Origin of the sequence: Roseovarius sp. SK2, assembly GCF_028807495.1 — a bacterium.
Taxonomy (GTDB): domain Bacteria; phylum Pseudomonadota; class Alphaproteobacteria; order Rhodobacterales; family Rhodobacteraceae; genus Roseovarius; species Roseovarius confluentis.
Genome location: NZ_JARAMK010000013.1, coordinates 25,845 through 49,358 on the forward strand (window position 1 = coordinate 25,845; position 23,514 = coordinate 49,358).

The following is a 23,514-nucleotide window of genomic DNA, read 5'->3' on the forward strand; positions in this document are numbered from 1 at the left end:
GCGGGAACAGACCGGACCCCGCCCATGATCGACAATCTCTGGCTCATCGGGATCGGAACGGGCAACCCCGCGCATGTCACCCTCGAAGGGGCAGATGCGCTGCGGAACGCCGCCGTCATCCTGCTGCCGACGAAAGGCGACGACAAAGAAGATCTGGCCCATCTCAGACGCGCCATCATCACCGCGTCCGGCAGCACGGCCCGCATCGTGCCGTTCGAATACCCGGTACGCGACCCCGACCTGCCATACATCGAACGCGTCACCGCATGGCATGACGAGATCGCCCGACGCTGGATCGCGGCCCTCAGCGGACAATCCGTCAACGGTCCGGTGGCCCTGCTCGTCTGGGGCGATCCCTCGCTCTACGACAGCACCATTCGGATCGCCGAGCGTCTCTCTCCGAAACCGGCGATCCGCGTCGTGCCCGGCATCACCGCCATTCAGGCGCTGACCGCGGCCCATGCCATCCCGCTCAACACCGTCGACGGCCCCGTGCGCATCACGACAGGGAGACAACTCCGCGAGACCGGCCTGCCTAAAAATGAAACCACAGCAGTCGTGATGCTGGATGGACTGTGCTCATTTCAGCACATCGACCCGATCGGCCTTCATATCTGGTGGGGCGCTTATCTCGGCTCCGAGAAAGAGATCCTTATCGAAGGAGCTCTGGTCGATGTCGGACAGAAGATCGTGGATAAACGCGGAGAAGCACGCGCCGCAAATGGTTGGATAATGGACAGCTACCTGTTGCGTCGCATTTGAACGAGACCGGACATGTCAAATCTGGTCATCTCGAAAAGCCTGGCGAGTGACACGATTGCGCGGTCAGGTAATGCCGCCGCCACAATTAGTAATCCCTTTTACCGCCTGTTCCGACCCTAGACGAGGCGGTAGCTGTGTTGACGGCGGCGAAGCAACGAATTCTGCTGAACTGTGTTTCTATTTTCAAGTTCCGCTCTCTTGAAAGAAAGGCTCCCTTCCAACCTCTGGGTCATGACGCGGGCCTTTGCCGCTACCTGAAGTCCAAGGTCTGTAATTTGAAAACTATTTTTGGGCGGCCTTGCTGAAAAACAACAAGAACCCAAATCTCAACACGCTAGGGTCAGAACAAAAGCTCCCCAACCAGGGTGCGAATTACCCGCGTGCAGACAGGGGCTGGGAAGGACCCAGGCACAAAGTGGGCCACCATTCGCCGGACTTCAGAGGCTATCTCATTCTCCGTCGCCCCCATCTGTCACCCGACAGAAGGCCCGATACCCTCGCGGGCTGACATCCATGATCTGGCACAGCCGTTCGACGGCAACATGTCGGTGTTCTTTGCCCTTCTCGGCAGATTTGTTCCACGATTCGCCTGCCGGGCAATGGATGAAAGCGAACCTCATTTGCTTCGCTCCGCAAAGAACTGGGTGGCCTTTTTTACCACGTCCCTCTTCTCCCGAAGCATGCGGTTTTCTTTCCCCAGCTGGGCGATCTCGCGCTCAAGATCAGACTGGACGGCTGGTTACTCGGGAGTGCGATGATCCTGCTGGATCCAGCGGTTCAACGTCTAGAAGACGATACCGAAATCGGCTGCCATCTGCTTGCGCGGCAAGCCGCTGGTTGAAGCCACGCGCACTGCTTCGGTACGGAATTCCTCGGTCGGTCGTGACGCCATATGTGTTCTCCTTTGCGACACGATAGTGGTCAAAGGAGCGGCAAAAATACCCGACAGGTCCATTTCGGGCGCGACCAAACCTGACTTGTCGCGAATTGGGCGCAGCCTCTCTGGCAGCACTGACACAGAGATAATCAGCCTGGGACGCAGGCAAAAAATCAGAGGAAAGTTTCCGGACGTGCTTAAATCTCTTCGCCAATGAAGGGATCGATTTCGCGGCATATACGACCCCGGCAAGTGCGGCAAACATGTCAACGGCGGCGTTAAGCCTACCAGTGCGGCGGAGGAAATGTCGGCCACTTTGGGCGTCGCGCCTTGGAGCGCGCAGCTCTCAAATAGCAGGCGCGTTCCGAGGCGATGCCGTCCGCGGGCGCGGTAACGCGAAGGATGTGGCCGTTCTGGAGGTCGTTCTTCATCTCAGAGCCGCTTCGAGGATTGAAAGCAAAAACCCGGGTCCGAGCCGAATACTGCTTTGACACAGCTGCCAGCCCGTCCCGGGAGATTTGGTTATTGAAATAGATGTTTCCTATCTAGAACTCGGCCGGCTAGTATCTTGCCAACCCGAGAGAACAGTTCTCACAGACCACTCACTGCCTTTCCCCTGGTTTGCCCAGACGGCCTTGACCGCCCTAGCCTGGATCGCAGCTGGCTTATACCCAAGGCTGCTACCAGAATTCCCAGAGGCGAGTTCTGTCCTCCTGTTAATCAGTATTAACCAAACTCACGCTTCCTACTGTGAACGGGTTCACATGTTTTCGATTTTATCTCCATGGGCACGTTTGAAACAATTTTGTTGCGTAAACCGAAGGTGTTGCGCTCCGGAAAATTCTCAGACCTGTCTGGAGTTCAGGATAGGCAATGAGGCGTCAGTGACCGAGTTTTTTCTTGACGATATCCGCAGGTGACGCGATCTGAATGATGCCCTTCCGCATCGTGATCTTGCTCTGGTCCTGCAAAAGCTTCAGCTGCTTGTTGATCGCCTCCCGCGTGACACCCAGCATCTCGGCCAACGCGCTTTGAGAAAACTTCCGGCCAAGGTCCAGCACTTCTTCGTTGAGCGTGCCGTGTTTCAATCCGAGTTCCGCAAGCTTCTGAAGCAGCCGCTGTGACAGATTCTCGAATGCGAAATTCTGAAGCGTCTCGTTCGACTCGCGCAACCGCTGCGACAAAAATTGGATCAAATGCGCAGCAAGTGCCGGTTCTTCGGCCAGAAGCGCGACCATCGTGCCCGTTTCAAGGTGAAGCAGGCTGGAATCCTCCAGCGCGGTCACCGTTGCCGACCGCGGATCTGGGCTTACCAAAGTCATCTCGCCCAGGGGCGCGCCGTGTTCCGGCACCGCGAGGGTCAGCACGTCACCGTCCGTATTGACGATACTGACCCGAACCAGCCCAGTACACAGGACATAAAGACCGTCAGACGGATCGCCCTCGTGAAACAGAACCTGCCCGCGCGGAAGAAACACGCCGCGGGCCCGCCCCGCTATCCGTTGGGCCACGTCTTTCTTCAGGTCCGAGAAAAGCGGGCAGGAGCTGAGGTATTTGCGCTTCTGTTTGTCCGCGATGTTCATCGAATGCTCCGTTAGCGCGCGTTTGCAAACCAGTGAAACCAATTATAGTAAACCGACCGCAAGAATCGCCACATAGGTCAGCTGATGCGCTGCCTGATCCAGGCCGACCAGCCGCCAGAACCCGGCCTCGCCAAGGTCGGCCTTTTCTGTCTGCAGGTTGGCCTTCTGCCAGTCGATGACGTGATGCACGAAAACCTCGGCCAATCCCAGCGCGACGATCAGACCCGGCCCGCCAAGACCCGCAAGCGCCATGACGGGCAAACTGAGCAAACCGTGAAGACCCGCATGCGCCAGTCCCGCGGGGTGCATAAACTTCCCCTTGTGGGCGAGCATTTCACCCGTCTGCCATCGAAAGTCCGCGAAATAGTGTTTGACCTGTACGAGGACGAGAAAGATCAGGATCCCGCTCTCGGTCACTCTGCCGCTGCCTTCTGTCGTGTCAGGGCCTTGTTGGCCGCAACCAGCTTGCTGCGGGTATCCAGGTGCATGCCGCTTTCCAGCGCGCGCCGGAATTCGATGTCGGACTTTGCCAGTTCCGAGAGGGATTCAGACGATATCATGAAGAGACGGCTTGGCTCTGCCGTGCGCACGGTCGCGGAGGCAGGCCCCTTTTGCACGACGTTCATTTCGCCGACGAGCCCGCCGACAACCGTACCGATCTTTTCAGACGAAGAAAACACGTCAGCCGAACCTTTAGCGAGGTAAGTCAGGTGCGTGACGGGTTCGTTTTCCTGCGTGATCCTGATGCCCGGTTCGGCGTCGAGCCAGATGCCGTGATCAAAGAAGTTGCGCGCGGCTGTCCTGGAAAAGTCGGGAAAGATCCTCGCGACCAAGGCGCTTTCCTCCTCGTTCAACCGGGCCATGCGATCCAGAAGCAACATGCGCGTCAGGCCGACAAGGCTGATGATGATCCAGAAAATCTGAATGATCGCGGAAGACAGGTTGAAGGCGACGGTCAAACCGACAAGGACAAACGACGCCGCGAGGAAATTCAGGATGACGTACGGATAGCCGTGTCCGCGGATCACTCCGGTTTGCAATAAGGCATACGCCCCCAGATAAAGCGCGACACCGCAATATCCGATCCAATGGTAAACGTCTTCGGGGATACCATACAGCATCCGCTGGCTCCGTCAGGTGGCTCTGGTTTGCATCCGGTATACCACTTTTTCGAAGTCTGGCGAAGAACGGGTGCCCTTGGGCGATCATCATCAGTCACATTGACCGGCGAGGGATGATGACGCACTCTTGAAACGAGAACTGGATTGTTGATGCAATTGCTTTCTTAAAATTGTTCAAACTGCTGAAAGCACCGTCATTCGCATGTCGTCGAGAAAAGAATATCTGCTTGATACGCATCGCCTGTGCGATCCGGCCCAAACGATGGAGCGTGTCAGGCCTCACTTGTCCCGCATGGGGATCACACGCATCGCCAACCTAACGGGTCTGGATCGTATCGGATTGCCCACGGTGATGGTGACGCGGCCGAACTCCCGCTCGGTCGCCGTGTCGCTGGGCAAAGGGCTGTCGCTGGAGGCGGCGCAGGTTTCGGGTGTCATGGAAGCCATCGAGAGTTGGCATGCGGAAAGGATCGTGCGGCCGATCCGCCGCGAATCTTTCGCCGAATTGCAGGCCGAGGTGGCTGTTGCGGACGTTTCTCGCCTGCCTAAAGTCACTGGCGCCAGCTTTGACCCGCATCGGCGGATCTTGTGGGTCGAAGGGCGGGACCTTGGTCGGGATGCCGCCTGTTGGGTGCCGCTGGAGATGGTCGATACCGACTATACCGAGCCGCCGCATGGCGGTCACGGCGCGTTTCCGCGCACGACGAACGGGCTTGCGTCCGGCAATGACACCACCGAGGCGACCTGCCATGCGATCTGTGAACTGATCGAGCGGGACGCGACAACCTTGTGGCATCACGCGTCCGGCGACACGCGGATCGACCCAGCATCGGTTGACGACCCAAGGTGCCGGGATGCACTCAACCGATTGGTCGGTGCTGGCTTGGATGTCGGGCTGTGGGACACGACGTCGGATGTCGGCGTGCCCAGCTTTCGCTGCATGATTTGCGAGGCAGGCGACAGCCATGGCCATATCGGAATCGGCGATGGCTGCCACCCGGACCGCGCCATCGCCCTTCTGCGCGCGGTGACAGAGGCGGCGCAGACCCGGCTGACCTATATTTCCGGGGCGCGTGACGATCTGGACCCTTCGGAATTCACGACCGAGGCCGTGGCGGCCAGAGGGCGCTACGTGCGTCACCTGATCGCCAACGCGCCGCCAGCACGCAGTTTCCTGGACGGTCCGAATGTGACAACGGAAACCTTCGAGGACGACCTTGCATTGTTGTTGGCGCGTCTGTCCTCCGCCGGGATAGACCAAGTGGTGACGGTCGACCTGTCCCGTCCGGAATTCGGGATTTCGGTGATCCGCGCGGTCATTCCGGGGCTGGAGGCACCGCATGACGACCCGGATTTTATACCGGGCCCACGGGCGCGCGCCGTGCAGGCCGGTGCCGCATGAAGCCAGTGATTTTTGCAGGCCCGACGATAGACGCCGAGGCCATTCTCGCGGCACTGGACGCCGAGGTTCTGCCGCCCGTGGCACAGGGCGACGTTTATCGCGTGGCGCGTCGGTGCCCACCGGCCATCGGCATTATCGACGGCTATTTCGAAGGGGTGCCGTCGGTCTGGCACAAGGAAATCCTTTGGGCGATGGAGCAGGGCATTCCAGTTTTCGGAAGCGCCAGTATAGGGGCCCTGCGGGCCGCCGAACTGCACGATTTCGGCATGATCGGCGTCGGTGCGATATTCGAGGCCTACCTGAAAGGTGAGATTGCCGACGATGACGACGTGGCGGTCCAGCACGGGCCGGCCGAGCTTGGGTTCATGGCCCTGAGCGAGCCGATGGTATCCGTCCGCGCCACGGCGGAACGCGCCGTTGCCGCCAAGGTCCTGACGCCCGAGGCGGCCGAACTCTTGAACGCGACGGCAAAATCGCTGCACTACAAGAGCCGAACCTGGGATGAGATTTCCGCCCGACTTCTGCATGAGCCGAGCCTTGCCGCGTTATTCCCCTGGCTGCCTTCGGGCAAGGTCGACGCGAAAGGCGAAGACGCCCGGGCCATGCTGGTCCGCATGGCTGCGTTCCTCGAGAATGACATCCAAACTGACCAGGCCCATAGGGTCGAGCGGACGTTGGCCTGGCAAGGCTTGGTCCGGCGCATCGAGGGCGAAACCGATGCCGGAGCCGCTGCGTCGAAGGCCGTGCTGGACGAGTTGCGGCTGGACCCGGAGAGGTATGAGACCACACGCAACAAGGCCATGTTGCGCGGTCTTGCCATAGAGGATGCGGAGCGCCGCGGTGCCCGGGCGGATCGCGAAACGCTGCGCGCTGTGATGGACCGGCATCGCCGCTTGAACAACCTGTCGCGTCGTGACGCTGTTCTGGACTGGCTGGAGGCGAACGACCTAGACGAGACCAGCTATGAGGCGCTGCTGGCGGAGGCTGCGCTGATCGAAGACACATTTGCCGCGCGGTCACCGGGGTTGGATGGGCATATCATGTCCGAGTTGCGCTGGTCCGGGGCCTATACCGAGTTGAAGGCGCGGGCCGAGGCCAAGGCCCGGATCATTGCCGAAAATGGCGCGCAGGCATCGCCGGACCGGCTGCGCCTTCTGGTCTGTTTTTTCGAAACCCGCCTGGGCCGCCCCGTACCCGACGACCCGCACGCATTCGCCCGGTCGCTTGGGCTGGACGGGCGCGATGAACTTATCGCTCTGATCGCACGCGAGTTCCTGTATAACTTGGATGAAGACGACGCGCTGTGGGCCGGGAGCCAGGGCTGATTCTGGCTCGAGGCATGGGGGCCGAAACGCAACGGAGGATCTGATGCAGTTTCCAGATTACGCGGCAGAGGACGAAGCGCCGGGCACGCGCTTTCTTCTGTTTCCGCAATCTCCGTTCGGGGAGGACGCGGCGGAACTGGAACTGGTCGAGATCTCGGCCCCGCCCGGTACGATCGGTCCTGGTCCGTCAGGGCCGCGCATGTATGTGGTCGACCCCATAGGCAAGACCATATCCTATGGCGCCATCGTGCCCGGGCCCGTCGGGCCGGGCATGTACCTTCCGCCCTGGAACGGGCAGCGCAACGCGCCGGCCATCCCCGATGAGTTCGGCAACTTCATCCACATCGCGCCCGATGACCCGGAATTCGAGGCGGCGCATCTATTCGGCTCGGCGCATTTCACGATGGATGTCTGGGAAGGGTATTTCGGGCGCCGGATCCCGTGGCATTTCGAGTCCGACTACGACAAGCTGGAACTGTCGCTGCTGCCCGGCCTCGACAATGCGCATATCGGCTGGGGTTTTCTGGAGACCGGCGGGACCACCGAGCATAAAGGTGAGTACAGGCCCTACAGCCTGAACTTCGATGTTGTCGCCCATGAAATCGGGCACGCGCTGATCTACAGCGTGATCGGCCTGCCCACTGAAGGAGACGCGTCGGGCGAATATTACGGTTTTCACGAATCCGCCGCGGACATGGTCGCGCTTCTGGCCTCGTTGCATTTCGGATCGGTAGTCGAGGCTCTGCTGGAGGAAACCCGGGGAAACCTTTACACTTACAATCGGCTCAACCGGTTTGCTGAAACGGCGCAGACAGCGCAGATCCGCATGGCGGCCAATGACAAACTGTTGTCGAATTTCTCGGCTGGCTGGACGAGCGAGCACGCTTTGTCGGAACCGCTGACCGGGGCCCTGTTCGACATCCTGATCGACTTGTTTCACGAACGGCTTCTGGAAACCGGGCTGATTACGCCGGAGATCGAAGACCTGTCGGATCGGCTCGAAGGTTCGCCCGAGTACAGCGACGTCATGCAGGACATGTTCGATGATCGCTACGCGCAAAACCCCGAAGGATTTCGGATTGCGCTCTTGGAAGCGCGGGACCTGATGGGCTCTTACCTGGCTGACGCATGGGATATACTGGAAGCGGACGGGCTGAGCTATTCGCATGTCGAAGAGGCGCTGCTGGCCGTCGATCGCGACATATCCGGCGGGGCGTACCAACGGATCATCGAGGGTAATTTCCGTATGCGCGATATCGGCCTTACGCAGGTGGGTCCGAGACTGGCCGACCCCGATGGCGACAGCCATGCGGTTTCCGTGCGCACACGAGTGCCGCACCTGTAATAGTCTAAATACGTTTTGCGTTCTTTGTTGTTTGTGGCACCTTGTCGTTAATCCATTTTAAAAAGAGGGCATCATGTCGGAGTCTTTATTGAGCTTTTCAGAAGTGCTGTTGTTTGGCAGAATTCTTGATGATCTGGTGTATCAACGCAGAGCGTCCAGGACGCTTGGCGGCAACAAGCATCTGGATGACCAGTTCGCCTTGGCCGATGACAAGGAAAGCGAGCAGTCACCCGCTTTCGCCAAGATCTACGGTTTCGCCCACGAAGGCACGTATTTCGACCTGCCGGAACCCGTGATCTTTCTCGTTCACGGAAAAGGTCAAAGTGCCACCGACGGGGACCTTCCCGGCAACCTTGGGTCACGCGCGCCCAACGACCCCTCCAAAAGCGGGGTCGCCGCGGCCGACTTTCAAATCGCGAACGATATCCGGGTCTGGAGCTATGACAAGGCCGATCAGACCATGCGCATGGATGTGTCGACCGGCATGTTCGAACAGATACTGTTGGAAGCTTACTTCGCCGGTGACGGAGCGGGCGTAAGCGGCGCGAAGGTCAGCGGTGCAAAAGTCAGTGGCGCCAAGGTCAGTGGCGCGAAAGTGAGCGGTGCCAAGGTCAGCGGGGCAAAGGCGCGCGGCTCCGGCGACTGAACGCAAACGCGACCTTTGCGCAGCGGGGTCCAGCAATCAGAACCCGGCCTTTTTCAATCCTTCGAGGAAATGCTGCGTGTCTTCTGGCAGGCGGTCGGGAATTATCTGCTCCCAATGCTTGATCGAAAAGTTCGGATGCACGGTACGGTGTTTCTCGGCAATCTTGCTTGCCAACTCGATTTGGCCCAGCTGCGCGTAGCTTGCCGCCAGCATCCGTTGACCTTCTGTCGGGTTGTTCATCTTGCTGACGGTTTCGATCACCGCGTCATATTGCTTTAGATTGTAGTAAGCCCCGCCAAGATGCCAAAGGTACTGGTCCGGGAAGAACGGGTTCAATCGCATGGCGCGCTGCAGGTGCTGGATCGCCTCTTCGTTCTGGCCTGAATGCGCCAAGGCATCTGCATAGTCCGACAGCAAATCGGCATCGTTGGGATTGAGCTTGAGCGCACGATCATAAGCCCCGAGCGCCGCATCGTGTTCCTTGCGGTAAAGGTGAACGAATCCGAGTTCTCCGAATGCACGCGCATCGGTGGGATCGAGGTCGGCGGCCCGACGGGCATAGGAAAGAGCGGTGTCGAGCGCCTGATCTCCGTCCGCGTTCCAGGAGTAGCGCCAGTCGATGTTCAGGGTCCGCGACAGGGCCGCGGAGGCACGGGCATATTTCCCGTCCAGTGACAAAGCCTGTTCGTAGAGCATTCGCGCATGCTCGTTGTCACGCCGCGTGTACTTGAAGATCAGCTGCTGTGCCCGCAGCACGAAGCCGTAGGCCGCAAGGTCGGACGGGATCGAAGCACTGAAGCGCCGGCGTTCCTCTGCCTCGACCAGAACAGCGGCCGCCCCGACGATTGACGCGGTCATCTCGTCCTGAATCTCGAAGATGTCCTCCTGATCCCGGTCGTAGGTTTGGCCCCAGATCGTCCGAGACGAGTCGGTGTCTATCAGTTCGACCTTGATGCGCAGCTTCGTCTTCGCGCGCTGAACGCTGCCGCGCACGACATAGCGCACCCCCAGTTTCGTGGCAGTTTTGCTTGGGGGCAGATCCTGCGCCCTGAACGCGAAGCTTGTGTTCCGATTGATGACGAACAGGTTCTTGAATTTGGAAAGCGCGAGAATGATGTCCTCGGTCAGTCCCTCCGCCAACCAGCTTTCGGACTCGTCGCCGCCGCGGATATCGAAGGGAAGAACGGCGATCGAAGGTGTGTCGGGCCGACTGTACTCCATCGAGGGCGCCGAAGGCCGAACCGTGGCCGCCATGGTTGCGCCCTCGACTTCGGTTCGGATGCAGAAGATGGGGACGGGCTGCTCGATGTTCTTAAGCATTTGCGGGCCAAGAAACTCGTAGCCCAGGCGCAGCTTGTTGCGCACCTGCTCATACACGCTGGAACTGACGAAGACACGGCCGGGTTCGGCGAGTTCTTGCAGTCGGGCTGCGATGTTGACGATGTCGCCATGAATGCCACGGTCGTCGAGCAGGAACTCACCAAGATGGATTCCGACGCGAAAGCTGATCCTTTGCGCCAGGGGCAAGTCGGCATTGCTGCTCTCGGTGATACGTTGCAGTTCCACGCCGAAAAGCACGGCATCGGTCGCCGTGTCGAACCGGGCGAGGATGCCGTCGCCCTTGACGTCGACGAATTGTCCGCCGTTTTCGACACACGCCGCCTCGAGACGTTCCAGAAGGGCGCGCAAGGCCTTGTAGGTGTCAATCTCGTTCCGCCCCATGAGCCGGGAATACCCGACGACATCGGCAAACAAGACAGCCCCGAGCCGCTGTCTGAAAGTTGGTTCGCGTGCGTTCAACTATCCGGCTTTCATTCAGTGCGTTACCGACCTGTGCGGTGGCCATTTAGAACCCGAACTCTTCCCATCGCCAAACGCGATCACTGTTGTTTCTCCGAGTTCTTCTGCCAGCGCGTCTCGTCGAGTGTTCCAGTGCTCCGCCAGAAGACCGACGACGATCATGTCATGGAACTTCCCGTCGGAAAACCACGCTTGCCGCATCGTTCCCTCCACTTCGAAGCCGGCCTGACTGGTCAGATCGCGGCTGCCCGCGTTGTCCTTGCGATAGAAGGACGTCACCCGGTTCAATCCCAGTTGCCGAAATGCGAAATCCAGTATCAGCGCTGATGCCCGAATGCCAATTCCCTGCCGCCGGATCGCGTGGTCGACATAAAGTGCGATGACCGCATCGCGGTTGACGGGCGAAATGCGCTCAAGGCCTACGATGCCGGCAACGCCGGTGGGTTTGGACGTGATCGCGAACCAGCAATTGTCGTACGCGTTTTGCGGGGTGTCAGACATGTTCCACAGCCTCTCACTCGTCGCCAGATCGTAGGGGACGCGCGAATGTCGATCAAAGAGCGCCAAATCTCCCACTTCCTGAAACCATCGTGTGATGCACGTCAGGTCGGGCTTTTCCAATGGTCTCAATGAAAATGATTTGGAAGTATTGTCAGGCATGTGTCAAAACCGTTGAATGGAGCTTGTATAAAACAGCGTAGCACAAAGTTTGGGCAATCGGATATTCTGCTTTGCTGAACACTGGCATCTTTAGCACTGGGCTTAGTTGCTCGTCCCGAGCGTGAATAGGAAGCGCACGTATCGTTTTCAAACGAGGGAAAGGTTGACTATAGGGCAAGCTACATACGGTTTTTTGCTGTTCTTAGGGATGGCTGCAAAAGCTAATATTTTCACCTGTCAGGAATGCGGCGAAGCGGCACAAAGCCCCCCGCGCCACAGTAGGCATTGTCCTCTGCCACGAAACTCTATCATACGTTGTATTTCACCAGGGATTATTTTATAAAGTATAAAGTGATTGTAAAAGCATCTATATTTCAAAGATTTATTTGCTGGATTAGAAGGATTTATTGATACGCGCTGCAAGATGCGGCCCGAGGAACTGGGAGCACCACTCACGGATGCATACCTAGCCCCCGGTTCATGGACCGTTGATCTGCCGGATGACGGCCTCTCGGTCGGGGAAGATCCCGACAACGTTTGGTGCGCCGCTTGATCTCTTTGTTGCGGCGTTCCAGCGGGCTTGTAAACGGTATTATCATCCCAGTGCCGATGCTGGGTCGTGATTTTCGGAACAGGGTGTATGCTGCGAGCATCCGGGACAGAGGCACCAGCGCCAGAAACCATCGTTCCAATGGACCCAAGGCTGACCGTGCACTAACAATCAAACCGCACCAGTCAGATCAGGCTGCTCAGGTCAATGACTTATCATCCAAGGGCGGGAGGAAGGGAAACTCTTGGAACCGTCCGCGCGGTGGAGTGTGCGACTGGGCAGCTTTTTTGAGCTTGCAGAGCAGCACGAACAGCCGGGTCCATGTGACCTAGTGGATTTGGGCACATGCTGGCTGCGTTCGTTGGTGGCCATGGCGGCACGCTTACTTCCGTCCATGTTGGCAAAGGCTGGGGCGCGCAACAAAACGCGGGGCGAGGATGCCGCGCAGGTGGGGCAGACGCAAGGTTTGTCGAAATCCGCCATCGCGGCGAAATCGGTGAAGGGTCCGCATTCAGGGCAGCTGTAGTCATAGTAAGGCATTGAAATCTCCGCATAACTGGATTGACGGGCCACATCAGTGGCCCGTCTGGCAATCGGGTCTCAGAGATCTGGAGCCAGCGGGATGTCGACCGAGCCATCGAGATGCTTGGTCGGTCCGTCGGAACCCGGCATGATGTCGAAATCGAAGATCTCGTTCGGCAGCCAGAGAGTGGCACAGGCGTTGGGAATATCCACCACACCCGAGATATGCCCCTGCACCGGCGCTGTGCCGAGAATCGCGTAGGCCTGCGCACCGGTATAGCCGAACTTCTTAAGGTACTCGATCGCATTGAGACACGCCTGGCGATAGGCGACGTGCACGTCGAGGTAATGTTGCTCGCCGCTTTCATCGACGGAGATGCCCTCGAAGATCAGGTAGTCGTCGTATTTCGGCGTGATCGGCGAGGGTTTGAAGATCGGGTTCTTGATCCCGTACTTCTCCATCCCGCCCTTGACCAGTTCGACCTGGATATGCAGCCAGCCGGCCATCTCGATGGCGCCGCAAAAAGTGATCTCGCCGTCGCCCTGGCTAAAGTGCAGGTCGCCCATCGAAAGGCCCGCGCCGTCGACATAGACCGGGAAGTAGCAGGTCGAGCCGCGGGAAAGATCCTTGATGTCGCAGTTGCCGCCATGTTCGCGCGGCGGAACAGTGCGGGCGGCCTCGCCGGCCGCTTTCATCTTCTCGTCGCCGATCAGCTTGCCCATATGCGCCGACTGGGTGTCGGGCAGAGCGGCAAGGGGCGGTACGCGGTCGGGATCGGTGTCCACCAGTGCCTTTTCACGGGTGTTCCACATGTCCAGCATCTTGCGGTCGGGCAGACAGCCGATCAGGCCGGGGTGGATGAGGCCCGCATACTTGACCCCCGGCACGTGACGCGACGAGGTGAACATGCCGTGGAAATCCCAGATGGATTTCTGCGCCTCGGGGAAGTGATCGGTCAGGAAGCCGCCGCCATTCTGTTTCGAAAAGAATCCGTTGAAGCCCCAGTTCATCTCTTCCTTGGCCCCGATATCGAGGATGTGAACCTTCAGCAGGTCGCCCGGCTCGGCGCCCTTCACGCCGATGGGACCGGAGAGGTAGTGGACCTGTTCCAGTTCCACGTCGCGCACGTCGGCGGCATCGTCATCATTCTTGATCTGGCCGCCGGTCCAGTCGTAGGTCTCGATTTTGAAATCGTCCCCCGGCTCGACCCAGACGGCGATCGGGATGTCCGGGTGCCAGCGGTTGTGTACCGCCTCGTTGGTGTGCGGGCTATCGGAAAGATCGACCGAGATAAGCGTATCTGCCATGTTGTCCTCTCTTCAGTTTTGGTCAGACGGATAGGAATTTCGAGACTTTCGCCTCGTCGATGCCCTCGCGCGGGCTGTCATGGACGAAGGTGCCGTTTTCCAGAACGACGACCCGGTCCGCCACGTCGAGCGCGAAGGTCAGGACCTGTTCGGAGACAATGATGGACAGCCCCTTTTCGTCGCGAATGCGGCGCAGGGTGCGGGCCATTTCGCGGATGATCGATGGCTGGATGCCCTCGGTCGGTTCATCGAGCAGCAGCACCTTGGGCTTGGACGCGAGCGCCCGGGCGATGGCGAGTTGCTGTTGCTGGCCGCCCGAAAGGTTGCCGCCTCGGCGCGACTTCATTTCCAACAGCACCGGAAAGAGTTCGTAGATGTCCTCTGGCACGGATTTCTCCCCGGTGGACGTAAGGCCCGTCTCGACGTTCTCCTTCACGGTCATCGACGAAAAGATCATCCGGCCCTGTGGTACGTAGGCGATGCCGTTCTTGACGCGCTGGTGCGGCTTGAGGTTCGTCACCTCGGCGCCCTCGACACTGACGGCGCCGGATGTTGATGGCATGATGCCCATCAGCGTTTTCATCAGCGTGGTCTTGCCCATGCCGTTGCGGCCCATGATGGCGACGATCTCTCCGGGCTTCACATTAAGGTCCAGCCCGTGCAGCACCTCGCTTTGCCCGTAGGCGGATCGCAATTCCTTGACGTTCAACATCGGAGGTCCTTTCAATGTCCGAGGTAGACTTCGACGACCTTGGGGTCGGCCTGCACATGTTCCATCGAGCCTTCTGACAAGACCTTGCCCTGATGCAGGACGGTCACGCGGGTGGCGATGTCAGCGACGAAGCCCATGTCGTGCTCGATCACGATGACAGAGCGGTCGGCGATGATCCGGTTCAGGAGTTCCGCGGTCTTGCGACGCTCGGCCACCGACATGCCCGCAACGGGTTCGTCCAGCATCAAAAGCTCCGGATCTTGGATCAGCAGCATCCCGATCTCCAGCCACTGCTTCTGGCCGTGGCTTAGAAAGGCGGCCTTCTGCGTCAGCTGATCGCTCAGAAAGATCATCTCGGCGATTTCTGCGATCCGGTCGCGTACGGCCTGGTCGCGCTTGAAGAACAGCGCGCCGAAGACACCGTGGCCCTTGGGATAGCTGAGCTCGAGATTGGCAAAGACAGTCAGGTCCTCGTAGACCGACGGCGTCTGGAACTTGCGTCCTACCCCGGCATGCACGATCTGGTCCTCGCGCATCTTCAGCAGGTCCTTGCCCTTGAAGGCGACCGAGCCCGATGTGGCGCGGGTGCGCCCGCAGATGAGATCGAGCACGGTGGTCTTGCCCGCCCCGTTCGGGCCGATGATCACGCGGCATTCGTTGGGTTCGACATAGAAACTGAGGTCGTTGACCGCCTTGAACCCATCAAAGGACACCGTGAGGTCCTCGACCATCAGCACGAAGTTCTGGTTATCGTAATCCAGCATGTCCTACCTCATTCCGCCGGGGTTTCTTCGGCCGTGGCCGGGGTCGTGGATGCGGGGTGATTTGCATCACCGCGCGGCCAGAGCGATTTCAGCCGCGGTTCGACATGATCAGCCCAGAGACCGGCGAGGCCGTTCGGGAAGGCCATCACAACCGCGATGAAGAGCGCGCCCAGACCGAAAAGCCAGAGTTCCGGGAAGCTTTCGGAAAATGTGGTCTTGGCGTAATTCACCAGAAGCGTGCCGTAGACCGCACCGATGATCGAAAGCCGACCGCCGACGGCGGCGTAGATCACCATCTCGATCGAGGGCACGATGCCCACGAAGGTCGGGGACATGAAGCCCACCTGCAGCGTGAACATCGCTCCGCCGATGGCGGCGAAACCTGCCCCGAGGCAGAAGACGAAGATTTTGAAGTTGGCCACGTCATAACCCGAGAACCGAACACGATCTTCCTGGTCGCGCATGGCGATCAGAAGGCGGCCCAGCTTGGACTTGCGGACGAACTGCGCGATCAGCAGCACCGCAAAGAGCAACGCGCCGTTGACGAAGTAAAGCAGCGTCTTGGCGTCGTTGGTGCGGATATCCCAGCCGTTGAAGGTGCGCAGGTCGGTGATGCCGTTGACGCCGCCGGTAAAGCCCTGCTGGCCGATGATCAGGATCGTCAGGATTGCCGCGATGGCCTGGGTGATGATGGCAAAGTAGACGCCCCCCACGCGGCGGCGGAACATGGCCACCCCGATAATGAAGGCAAAGGCCACCGGCACGATTACCACCGCGATGACGGTGAAGAAAAGCGAGTTGAACGGCTCCCACCACCACGGCAGCGCGGTCAGCTGGTTCCAGTCCATGAAATCGGGGATGCCCGGCGTCGACTGGATCGAGGTGTTTTCCGGCGTGGACGCCTCGAGTTTGAGGAACATGGCCATGCAGTAGCCGCCCAGCCCGAAGAAGATACCCTGCCCCAGGCTGAGGATACCCCCTACGCCCCAGCACAGTACGAGACCGACCGCGACGAAGGCATAGGTCAGGTACTTGCCGAAGAGGTTGAGGCGGAAGGGTTCCAGCAGCAGCGGGAAGGCGACGAAGATGACCGCTGCGAGGATCGCATAGCCGACAATGTCGCGCCGGGTCAGGAAGGGGTGTTTGATCGGCATGGGTTGCATTGGTGCCTCCGGCTTACTTGCGCAGTTTCAGGGAGAAGAGACCCTGCGGGCGCAGCATCAGGATGCCGACCACGGTCAGGAGAGTGAGGACCTTGGCCATCGAACCGGAGATGAAGAACTCCATGATCGACTGTGCCTGGCTGATCGAGAAGGCGCTGGCGATGGTGCCCAGAAGGCTGCCCGCACCGCCGAATACGACCACGAGGAAGGTGTCGACGATATAAAGCTGTCCCGCCGTCGGCCCGGTAGAGCCGATCATGGTGAAGGCCGAGCCTGCCACCCCCGCCACGCCGCAGCCGATGGCAAAGGTCATGCGGTCTGTCCAGGCGGTGTTGATGCCCACGGCATCGGCCATCTGACGATTGTTGTTGATCGCGCGCACCTGCTTGCCCCAGCCCGAGCGGTAGAGCATGACGTAGACGCCGACCGATATGCCGACCGCGAGCACCATCACGAAAATTCCGTTAATGGGCACTTCGATCAGGTCGGTGAGCGGCAGTGAGCCCATCATCCAGTCGGGGATCGTGACGCCCACCTCGCGCGCGCCGAAGACGGTGCGATAAAGCTGTTGTAGGATCAGGCTGAGACCCCATGTCGCCAGCAGCGTGTCGAGCGGGCGTTTGTAAAGATGACGTATGAGCGCCCATTCCACGAGCATTCCCAGCGCGCCGGACGCGATGAACGCGAAGATCATTGCGATGAAGAAATAGATGCTGAACAGCGCCGGCATGTAATCGGCAAAAAGGTTCGACATCAGGTACGTCACGTAGGCACCGAGGATCATAAATTCGCCATGCGCCATGTTGATGACGCCCATCTGGCCGAAGATGATCGCAAGGCCGAGCGCCATGAGGACGAAGACCGAAAACAGGATGAGACCGGCAAATCCCTGCATGGCAAAGATCGCGGTCAGCTCGCTCATGGAATAGTCTGAGAACATGGAACGTCTTTCCGTTTCTGGAAGTGGGCAGCAGATCGCAGGAGGTCATGCCTGCGCCGCGCATTTCGGGCACGCGGCGCAGGCGGAGCGCAGTTCGCGCCCGGCCCGGTTACGCATTCGGGCCGGGCGCGGTCAGCGCTTACTGGTAGCCTTCTGGGAAGGGATCGGGCTCGACGAGGTCGGCGGTCTCGTAAACCACATCGTACTGGCCGTCCGTCTTTGCGCGGCCAACCCGTGTCTTGGACCACAGATGGTGGTTTTCGTGGACCTTGACATAGCCCTCCGGCGCCGTCTGAAGCTCGATGCCCGGGCTGGCCTCACGCACCTTGTCGACGTCAAATGAGCCGGCCTTTTCGACCGCCGCCTTCCACAGCCACGGACCAAGATAGGCCGCCTGCGTCACATCGCCGATGACGATGTCCTCGCCCCACATTTCCTTGAAGGCCGAAACGAATTCCTGGTTGTTCTCGTTCTCGAGGCTCTGGAAATACTTCATGCAGGCATAGGCGCCGTCGATGTTCTCGCCGCCGATGCCGCGGATCTCGTCCTCGGTGACCGAGATGGTCAGGACGATCGGGCTTTCCTCGGCCGGGTCGATGCCCGCGGCCTTGAGCTGTTTGTAGAAGGCCACGTTCGAGCCGCCCACGACGATGGCATAGATCACGTCGGGCTTGCGCAGACGGATCTTGTTGATGACCGAGTTGAACTGGGTGTGGCCGAGCGGATAATACTCTTCGCCCACGACCTCGCAGCCCTCCATGAAGTTCTCGATATGCTTGCGCGCGATCTTGTTCGAGGTGCGCGGCCAGATGTAGTCGGACCCAAGCAGGTAGAACGACTTGGCGCCCTTGGTCTGGTTCACCCAGTTGAGGCCCGCGATGATCTGCTGCGTGGCTTCCTGGCCGGTGTAGATGACGTTCGGGCTTTCCTCGAGGCCTTCGTAGAAGGTGGGATAGTAGAGGAAGCCGTTGTTCTGTTCGAAGACCGGCAGCACAGCCTTTCGGCTGGCCGAGGTCCAGCAGCCCATGACCGAAGCGACCTTGTCCTGCACCAGTAGCTTGCGCGCCTTTTCGGCGAAGGTAGGCCAATCGGATGCGCCGTCTTCCTGGATGTACTCGATCTTGCGGCCCAGGATACCCCCCTGCGCGTTAATCTGCTTGATCGCCAGCTTCTCGGCCTGAACCGAGCCGGTTTCCGAGATCGCCATCGTGCCTGTGACCGAGTGCAGGATACCGCAGGTCACGGTATCGTCGGTGACGGCCAGACCCGTGGTGTTAACTTCCGAAGTCGGGTAATCTTGCGCGCGCAGCATTTTCGGCGTGAACAGAGACGCCGAAAGCGCCGCCCCGCCCGCGAGCACGGCGCGGCGGCTGAGGTTATTGATTCCGTTTGTTTTTTTGCTGTCAGACATAGTGCCTCCTTGTCAGTGCAACAGTCGGTGAGACGGGACGAGTGTGCCTCTGCAGGACAAGCTGGCAGGGATTGCTGCGATGCAGTATACGTCGAATGACGTATATGGTTAGGTGTTTTTACCCGGCAGTATGGCACCCAAGATCGGGCCTGTACCGGGAAGACGCGCGAGCGAACGCGCGGGTTGTCTGCGGCAGGAACGGGCCGGCTCGGGGAAACCATCGTGTGTATCAGAACGCCCGGGCTCGAACTGCGGAAACTGGATAGGTGATGGCCATATCATTCAGCGCCACGGGCGGACGGCGAAAATACAACCGCTGGGTCGCCAACGAGACCATGGAGGACTTCGCCCTGCGCTATACCGCGCGGCGTGCGCGGCGCTGGAGCTATGGGCGCGTGGCGAACACCGCGCTCGGCTCGATCTCTTTCCTGGCGCTGGAGGCGATAGGCGGGGCGCTGACACTAATCTATGGCTTCGACGCGGCGATCATCGCGATCATGCTGGCCGGGTTGATCCTGTTCCTGACCTGCCTGCCGATCAGCTATTACGGCGCGCGATACGGTGTGGACATCGACCTGCTGACACGCGGCGCGGGGTTCGGCTATATCGGCTCGACCATCACCTCGCTGATTTACGCAACCTTCACATTCATCTTCTTCGCGCTAGAGGCCGCAATCCTGGCCTTCACGCTGGATTTCTGTTTCGGTGTGCCCCTGGGGATCGGGTACCTAGTGTCCGCGATCGTAGTCATCCCACTGGTTGTCAACGGCTTTTCCAAGATCTCGACCTTCCAGACATGGACCCAGCCGTTCTGGGTCGTGCTGCATATTCTGCCCTTTGCCTTGCTGGCTTATTCCGGCGTCGACCTCGGAACGTGGACCCAGTTCACCGGCCAGCGCGGCGGCGACGGGCCGACGATCATGATGATCGGGGCGGCAATGGGGGTGGTGCTGTCGCTGATCGCGCAGATCGGCGAGCAGGTCGATTTCCTGCGCTTCCTGCGCGAACCAAGGACCCCTGCCGAGCGCCGCAAGTGGTGGCTCGCCCTGCTGGCGGCCGGCCCGGGCTGGACGGTTCTGGGCGTGGCCAAGATGCTGGCGGGATCATTCCTGCTTGTGCTGGCGATCGATGCAGCGGTGCCGCCGCGTGACGCCACCGACCCGACAAAGATGTATTTCACGGCATTCGACCAGGTGATCACCCTGCCCTTCGTGGCACTGGCCCTGACAGGCGCGTTCGTGATCCTGTCGCAGCTGAAGATCAACGTGACGAACGCCTATGCCGGGTCCATCGCTTGGTCGAACTTCTTTTCCCGAATTACCCATTCGCATCCCGGACGGGTGATCTGGCTGGTGTTCAACGTGTCGATCGCCCTGATGCTGATGGAACTCGGCGTCTTTCACGTCATCGAGTCGATCCTTGGTCTTTATTCGCACGTGGCACTGGCATGGATCGGTGCGCTGACGGCGGATCTGGTTGTGAACAAGCCGCTGGGCCTGAGCCCGAAGGGCATCGAGTTCCGGCGCGCGCATCTTTACGACATCAACCCGGTGGGCACAGGTGCAATGCTTGCCGCGGTTCTGGTCTCCATTCTTGTGCTGCTGGGCGGGGCGGGGACGATCTTGCAGCCGTTCTCGGCGCTGATCGCGCTGGCCACGGCCTTTGTCGTGGCACCGCTGATCGCGTGGGGTACGGGTGGCAAGTATTACATCGCGCGCCCCGATACCGCGCCGCAGCCTACCACACCGGAAGGCGCGCAGACCTGCTGTGTCTGCGAATACCGGTTCGACCGCGAAGACATGACCGACTGCCCGTTCTACGCCGGGCCGATCTGTTCGCTGTGCTGTACGTTGGATGCCTCGTGCCGCGACAGCTGCAAACCGCATGCCACGCTGGGCGCGATGTGGATGAGCGCCTTGCGCAGGACGTTGCCGCAACGGGCGATCGACCTGCTGACCGCGCGACTGTCGGTGTTCTTCATGACCACGGCGGTGCCGTCGTCGGTAGTGGCGGGGCTGTTGCTTCTGATCCGCGCACGGGCGCAGAGCGAACAGCTGGACGCGGTACTGACGATTATCTTTTGCACGTTGCTGGTGGTGAATGGGATCGTGGTCTGGACCTTGATCCTGTTCCGCGAAAGCCACCACAAGGCGCGCGACGAGGCCGAATTTCAGACGCAGCGCCTGCTGCGCGAGATCCGGGCGCACGACCGAACTGACGCGGCGTTGCAGGCCGCCAAGGAAAAGGCCGAGGCCGCGAACCTGGCCAAGACGCGCTACATGGCCGGGATCAGCCACGAGCTGCGCACCCCGCTGAACGCGATCTACGGATATGCGCAGCTGCTGGAACAGGACCGCGACATGCCCGCCGGCCGACGCGAGGCGGTACTGGCGATCCGGCGCGGGTCCGAGCATCTGGCGGCGCTGATCGAGAACCTGCTGGACATTTCCAAGATCGAGGCGGGCCGGCTGGAAATCTACCGTGACCGGATCAACCTGCCCGAGCTGCTGCGGCAGATCGCGGCGGTTTTCAAGCGGCAGGCGCGCGAAAAGGGACTGGATTTCGGGATCCAGACCTCGGGAAATCCGCCCGAGTGGATCGAGTTCGACGAGAAGCGCCTACGCCAGATCATCATCAACCTGCTGTCCAACGCGATCAACTATACGCCCCAGGGCACCGTGACCCTGCGCCTGCATTATCGCAACGAGGTCGCGCGGATCGAGGTCAGCGATACCGGGACCGGGATCGAAGAAGGAAACCTCGAACGAATCTGGAAGCCGTTCGAGCGATTCTCGACCAGCTCTCCGGGCGGATCGGGGCTGGGCCTGACTATCACGCGGCTGCTGGTGGATATCCTTGGCGGTGAGATCACTGTGGACAGTGTGCCGGGCGAAGGCACAACATTCTCGGTGCGCCTGATGCTGCCGTCGCTGCGTGAGAGCGCCATTCCCAGTGCCGCGTGGAACATGCAGGAGCGCGCCATGGCGGTGGGCTATGTCGGGGTGCGCAAGACGGTGATGGTGGTCGATGACGACATGAATCACCTGCGCCTGCTGGAAGCCACGCTGAAGCCTTTGGGGTTCCTCGTACAGGCGATGCCGTGCGGCGAGGATGCACTGAAGGCGCTGGAGGACGTGACACCGGACCTTTTCGTGCTGGATATCGACATGCCCGGGATGACTGGCTGGGAACTGGCGCAGGCACTGCGCGACCGGCCTGCGTACCGCTCGACCCCCATCATGATGGTGACGGGCCACGCTCTCGAAGCGCGGCAGTCGATCGACCGCGAACAGCTTTACGACGCGTTCATCGTAAAGCCCTATTCGCTCAGCGATTTCCTGGCGCGGATGGCCGGTCTGCTGAAGGTGGAGCTTACGACCGAAGCTCCCGAAACAGAGGCTGGGCCGGCGGCCGGAATACCCGACGATGCGCTGGCACGGATGATCCGGCTGGCCGAGATCGGCCATGCCGCGGGTATCGCGCGGGAACTGGATGCGATGACGGCCGGGACCGGACCGGAAAGCGGGCAGGTCGCGCGAGTGCGCCGCCACCTGGAGGTGTTTGACCTGCCCGGGATCGCCCGGATACTGAAGGAGATGATGCAAGATGCCGCCTGATGCCTTGCTTGACACCGTTGCCGCCGGCCGTTTCATCGCGCTGGTGATCGACGACGCACCCGAAACGCTGGGGCTCGTGTCCCGCGCGCTGGAAGAGAACGGGATGACCGTGCTGGTGGCGCGGTCGGGCGAGGAAGGCATCAAGCTGGCACAAAGGGTGCAGCCGGATGTCATCCTGATGGACGCATTGATGCCGGAACTGGACGGGTTCGAAACAACTCGGCGGCTGAAGTCCGCGCCCGGCGCGACACCCGCGCCGGTGATCTTCATGACCGGAATGACTGAAAGCGAACATATCCTGAAAGGGTTGCGGGCCGGGGGTGTGGATTACATCACCAAGCCAGTAGTGGTCGAGGAACTGCTGGCGCGAATTACCACGCACGTGTTGAACGCCCGCGCGATCCAGTCGGCCCGCGCCGCGCTGCACTATGCCGGGCAGACGGTGGTCAGCTTTGCAGTTGACGGGCGGATCAGCTGGGGCACGCCGCAGGCGGTCGAACGCCTTTCGGAAACACCACTGACAGAAGACGGCGTCGCATCGCTGCCGGTGCAGGCGTGGCTGGCAAAGCTGGGGGCGCAGCCTATGTCGGATGCGCGGCCCTATGTCGAGGGGCGTCTGAGCCTTGTATACCTCGGGCAAGTCCAGGGCGAGACCGTTGTGCGGCTTAAGGAGGTCGAGACGGTGATCAGCGATGATGAGCAGTTGGCGCGGACCTTTGCGCTGACCACACGCGAGGCGCAGGTCCTGTTGTGGCTGTCGCACGGCAAGACCAACCGCGATATCGCGGAAATCCTGTCGCTGAGCGCGCGGACGGTCAACAAGCATCTCGAGCAGGTCTTTCACAAAATGGGGGTGGACAACCGTACCTCTGCCGCCGTTCTGGCGGACCGGGCGCTGCACGGCGTTTGAAAGCTTGCTTTGCACCAGAGTAGTTGTGCCTCTGAGATGATCGGCGGGCAGCAATCGGAATGTTTTATTAGTAGACTATTGCAGCGAAAGCGCCTC

The 23,514-nt window shown here is 60.2% G+C and carries 19 protein-coding genes; 7 read left to right on the top strand and 12 right to left on the bottom strand.

The window, feature by feature from the left end; translation table 11 throughout:
- Positions 1-24 precede the first annotated feature (24 nt).
- Entirely contained in the window at positions 25-762 is a 738-nt protein-coding gene (gene cobF, locus PVV74_RS20130; protein ID WP_274594426.1) for a precorrin-6A synthase (deacetylating), read from the top strand.
- A gap of 1,758 nt (positions 763-2,520) precedes the next feature.
- Here the strand turns inward: cobF and PVV74_RS20135 are convergent.
- The 3 genes from PVV74_RS20135 to PVV74_RS20145 are packed head-to-tail and all read right to left on the bottom strand — an operon-like array spanning position 2,521 to position 4,343.
- On the bottom strand, positions 2,521-3,222 hold the full coding sequence (locus tag PVV74_RS20135; protein ID WP_274594427.1) for a Crp/Fnr family transcriptional regulator: 702 nt from the start codon (positions 3,220-3,222) through the stop codon (positions 2,521-2,523).
- A gap of 42 nt (positions 3,223-3,264) precedes the next feature.
- A complete protein-coding gene (locus PVV74_RS20140) occupies positions 3,265-3,639 on the bottom strand; it encodes a DUF3307 domain-containing protein (RefSeq protein ID WP_274594428.1) in 375 nt (124 codons plus the stop codon).
- Positions 3,636-4,343: a cyclic nucleotide-binding domain-containing protein gene (locus tag PVV74_RS20145; protein WP_274594429.1), complete on the bottom strand. Its 708-nt coding sequence runs from the start codon at positions 4,341-4,343 to the stop codon at positions 3,636-3,638. The genes PVV74_RS20140 and PVV74_RS20145 overlap by 4 nt, the downstream gene beginning before the upstream one ends.
- A gap of 202 nt (positions 4,344-4,545) precedes the next feature.
- Here PVV74_RS20145 and PVV74_RS20150 point away from each other — a divergent pair, with 202 nt between their 5' ends.
- The 4 genes from PVV74_RS20150 (at position 4,546) to PVV74_RS20165 (ending at position 9,061) form a co-directional block, all read left to right on the top strand.
- Entirely contained in the window at positions 4,546-5,745 is a 1,200-nt protein-coding gene (locus PVV74_RS20150) for a YcaO-like family protein (protein ID WP_274594430.1), read from the top strand.
- Positions 5,742-7,070, top strand: a complete 1,329-nt coding sequence (locus PVV74_RS20155) for a TfuA-like protein (protein ID WP_274594431.1) — start codon at positions 5,742-5,744, stop codon at positions 7,068-7,070. Before PVV74_RS20150 ends, PVV74_RS20155 begins: the two co-directional genes overlap by 4 nt.
- 43 nt (positions 7,071-7,113) lie before the next feature.
- Positions 7,114-8,415: a hypothetical protein gene (locus PVV74_RS20160; RefSeq protein ID WP_274594432.1), complete on the top strand. Its 1,302-nt coding sequence runs from the start codon at positions 7,114-7,116 to the stop codon at positions 8,413-8,415.
- Positions 8,416-8,488: 73 nt separating this feature from the next.
- The gene (locus PVV74_RS20165) at positions 8,489-9,061 is read left to right on the top strand and encodes a hypothetical protein (RefSeq protein WP_103762003.1); all 573 of its coding nucleotides are present in this window, start codon (positions 8,489-8,491) and stop codon (positions 9,059-9,061) included.
- Positions 9,062-9,097: 36 nt separating this feature from the next.
- Here the strand turns inward: PVV74_RS20165 and PVV74_RS20170 are convergent, their stop codons facing one another.
- The 9 genes from PVV74_RS20170 to urtA form a co-directional block, all read right to left on the bottom strand.
- Positions 9,098-10,816, bottom strand: a complete 1,719-nt coding sequence (locus tag PVV74_RS20170; RefSeq protein WP_274594433.1) for a tetratricopeptide repeat protein — start codon at positions 10,814-10,816, stop codon at positions 9,098-9,100.
- A 60-nt stretch (positions 10,817-10,876) separates the two neighbouring features.
- Complete coding sequence (locus tag PVV74_RS20175; protein ID WP_103762002.1) at positions 10,877-11,521, bottom strand: GNAT family N-acetyltransferase; 645 nt, start codon at positions 11,519-11,521, stop codon at positions 10,877-10,879.
- Between the two features lie 754 nt (positions 11,522-12,275).
- A complete protein-coding gene (locus PVV74_RS20180) occupies positions 12,276-12,611 on the bottom strand; it encodes an FmdB family zinc ribbon protein (RefSeq protein ID WP_274594434.1) in 336 nt (111 codons plus the stop codon).
- A gap of 60 nt (positions 12,612-12,671) precedes the next feature.
- On the bottom strand, positions 12,672-13,901 hold the full coding sequence (gene fmdA, locus PVV74_RS20185) for a formamidase (protein ID WP_103762000.1): 1,230 nt from the start codon (positions 13,899-13,901) through the stop codon (positions 12,672-12,674).
- Positions 13,902-13,923: 22 nt separating this feature from the next.
- A complete protein-coding gene (urtE, locus tag PVV74_RS20190) occupies positions 13,924-14,613 on the bottom strand; it encodes an urea ABC transporter ATP-binding subunit UrtE (RefSeq protein WP_274594435.1) in 690 nt (229 codons plus the stop codon).
- Between the two features lie 11 nt (positions 14,614-14,624).
- Positions 14,625-15,377 carry an urea ABC transporter ATP-binding protein UrtD gene (urtD, locus tag PVV74_RS20195; protein WP_274594436.1) on the bottom strand — a complete coding sequence of 251 codons (753 nt, stop codon included), beginning with the start codon at positions 15,375-15,377 and terminating at the stop codon, positions 14,625-14,627.
- A gap of 8 nt (positions 15,378-15,385) precedes the next feature.
- Positions 15,386-16,540: an urea ABC transporter permease subunit UrtC gene (gene urtC, locus PVV74_RS20200; RefSeq protein ID WP_274594437.1), complete on the bottom strand. Its 1,155-nt coding sequence runs from the start codon at positions 16,538-16,540 to the stop codon at positions 15,386-15,388.
- Positions 16,541-16,553: 13 nt separating this feature from the next.
- Complete coding sequence (urtB, locus tag PVV74_RS20205; protein WP_245890407.1) at positions 16,554-17,462, bottom strand: urea ABC transporter permease subunit UrtB; 909 nt, start codon at positions 17,460-17,462, stop codon at positions 16,554-16,556.
- Positions 17,463-17,619: 157 nt separating this feature from the next.
- Positions 17,620-18,891, bottom strand: a complete 1,272-nt coding sequence (urtA, locus tag PVV74_RS20210; RefSeq protein WP_274594438.1) for an urea ABC transporter substrate-binding protein — start codon at positions 18,889-18,891, stop codon at positions 17,620-17,622.
- 269 nt (positions 18,892-19,160) lie between these two features.
- On the opposite strand from urtA, the gene PVV74_RS20215 reads away from it, so the two are divergent.
- Together PVV74_RS20215 and PVV74_RS20220 are read left to right on the top strand one after the other, a co-directional pair.
- Positions 19,161-22,508, top strand: a complete 3,348-nt coding sequence (locus PVV74_RS20215) for a hybrid sensor histidine kinase/response regulator (RefSeq protein WP_274594439.1) — start codon at positions 19,161-19,163, stop codon at positions 22,506-22,508.
- A complete protein-coding gene (locus PVV74_RS20220) occupies positions 22,498-23,418 on the top strand; it encodes a response regulator (RefSeq protein WP_274594440.1) in 921 nt (306 codons plus the stop codon). The genes PVV74_RS20215 and PVV74_RS20220 overlap by 11 nt, the downstream gene beginning before the upstream one ends.
- Positions 23,419-23,514 lie beyond the last annotated feature (96 nt).